This is a genomic window from Falsiroseomonas sp. HC035, assembly GCF_050563525.1.
In the GTDB taxonomy this organism is placed as follows: domain Bacteria; phylum Pseudomonadota; class Alphaproteobacteria; order Acetobacterales; family Acetobacteraceae; genus Falsiroseomonas.
Window position 1 is genome coordinate 1 of sequence record NZ_JBNXUN010000052.1, and the last position, 2024, is coordinate 2024.

A 2024-nucleotide genomic window follows, 5' to 3' on the forward strand; every position below is an offset into this window, starting at 1 on the left:
TCGGCTGGGCCGATTGACCTCGAAGACGGAGTGCCCCTTCGCGCACAGGAACCGGGACAGACCGGCGCCGTAGGACCCGGTGCCCTCGATACCAAAGGCGCGGATCGGCCCGAGGGACTGCGCCCAGGCCTGCAGGGCCTGATAGCCTCCGCTGCTGGTCGGGATGGTCAGGGTGCCGAGCCGGGCACCGAGCGCGCTGAGCGCCACGGCGGCGTGGGTAGACTTGTGGGTGTCGACGCCGACGATGACCTCGGTGCTGGGTAGTGTCTCGCTCATGATGAAATGCTCCAGGCTGAACGGGGCCTGACCATTGAACGGGCGGACAGAACTGTGACGGGATGGGACGCCCTCAAGCTCCTATGAAGTCACGAGCCGCTCGACGGACAGGTGCTGCCTGGAGGGCCGACACATCAGAGCCATGACACCCGGTCGGTCGACGCAAGGTCAGTTGCACAAAGGGTCAGACCCTCCAGGCCGCGCCCATATACTCACAGTTGCACAAATGGCCGGAAGGGGATTCATCTCGTGAATCCAGCATGTTAGCTGGGTGCCATGAGCAGACCGACACGGCCGACCTACAAGACCAGGAACTGGCCCGCCTACAATGAGGGGCTCAAGCGACGCGGCTCGCTGACGGTCTGGTTCGATCAAGAGATGACCTGGGAAGCCGCGCCGACCGGTAAACGGGGCCGACAGCCCATCTATAGCGATGCCGCTGTCCAGACCTGCCTGACCATGAAGGTGCTGTTCGGCATGGCGCTGCGCCAGACGACGGGCTTCGTCGAGAGCCTCCTGCGGCTGATCGGCCTCGATTGGACCGTGCCAAACTTCAGCACCCTGAGCCGACGCCAGAAGACCCTGAAGGTCGACATTCCGTATCGCGGGTCGCAGGGCCCGCTGCACCTGCTGATCGACAGCACCGGCATCAAGGTCGAGGGCGAAGGGGAGGGGAACGCGCGCAAACACGGCGGCACCAGGCGCCGGGCTCGGCGGAAGATACACATCCGAATTGACGAGCAGACGCTGGAAATCCGGGCAGCGGAGTTCACCACAAGCGATGTAGGGGACGCACCAATGTTGCCCGAGCTTCTCGATCAGATCCCGCCTGACCAGGAGATTGCAAGTGTCACCGCCGACTGCGCCTTCGACACCCGCAAGTGCCACGACGCCATTGCCGCCCGCGGCGCTGCCGCGATCATACCGCCCCGGAAAAACGCCAAACCCTGGAGGCTAACGGCTCCGGGTCGAGCGCACGAAATGATGCCCTCCGTGCATCGCGGCGCTTCGGCAGGACCATCTGGCGACGATGGAGCGGCTATCACCGCCGAAGCCGCGCAGAGACCAAAATGCACTGCGTCAAACTCTTGGGCCAACGCCTGTCAGCGAGGGACTTCGACCGTCAGGTCGCCGAGTTCCAGGTTCGTGTGGCCGTCCTGAACGGCTTCACCGCGCTCGGGATACCCGTGACTGAAGCCAAGGATGATGCTGTCCGGGGAAAGGGGAACCCTGACCGTCAGCTCATTTGCGCAACTGTGAGTATATGGGCGCGGCCTGGAGGGTCTGACCCTTTGTGCAACTGACCTTGCGTCCACCGACCGGGTGTCATGGCTCTGATGTGTCGGCCCTCCAGGCAGCACCTGTCCGTCGAGCGGCTCGTGACTTCATAGGAGCTTGAGGGCGTCCCATCTCGTCACAGTTCTGTCCGCCCGTTCGATGGTCAGGCCCCGTTCAGCCTGGAGCATCACATCATGAGCGAGACCCTACCCAGCACCGAGGTCATCGTCGGCGTCGACACCCACAAGTCTACCCACGCCGCCGTGGCGCTCAGCGCGCTCGGTGCCCGGCTCGGCACCCTGACCATCCCGACCAGCAGCGGAGGCTATCGCGCCCTGCAGGCCTGGGCGCAGTCCCTCGGGCCGATCCGCGCCTTTGGTATCGAGGGCACCGGGTCCTACGGCGCCGGTCTGTCCCGGTTCCTGTGCGAGAAGGGGCACTCCGTCTTCGAGGTCAATCGGCCCAGCCGG

The 2024-nt window shown here is 64.7% G+C and carries 2 protein-coding genes and 1 pseudogene; 2 read left to right on the top strand and 1 reads right to left on the bottom strand.

Going from position 1 to position 2024, the window contains the following annotated elements:
* The coding region (locus tag ACLF3G_RS29335; protein WP_430672913.1) for an IS110 family transposase at positions 1 to 276 on the bottom strand (276 nt) is incomplete at its 3' end.
* Positions 277 to 552: 276 nt separating this feature from the next.
* On the opposite strand from ACLF3G_RS29335, the pseudogene ACLF3G_RS29340 reads away from it, so the two are divergent.
* A pseudogene (locus tag ACLF3G_RS29340) lies at positions 553 to 1472 on the top strand (IS5 family transposase); the annotation flags it as partial.
* A gap of 276 nt (positions 1473 to 1748) precedes the next feature.
* On the top strand, positions 1749 to 2024 hold a 276-nt coding region (locus ACLF3G_RS29345; protein WP_430672914.1), incomplete at its 3' end, for an IS110 family transposase.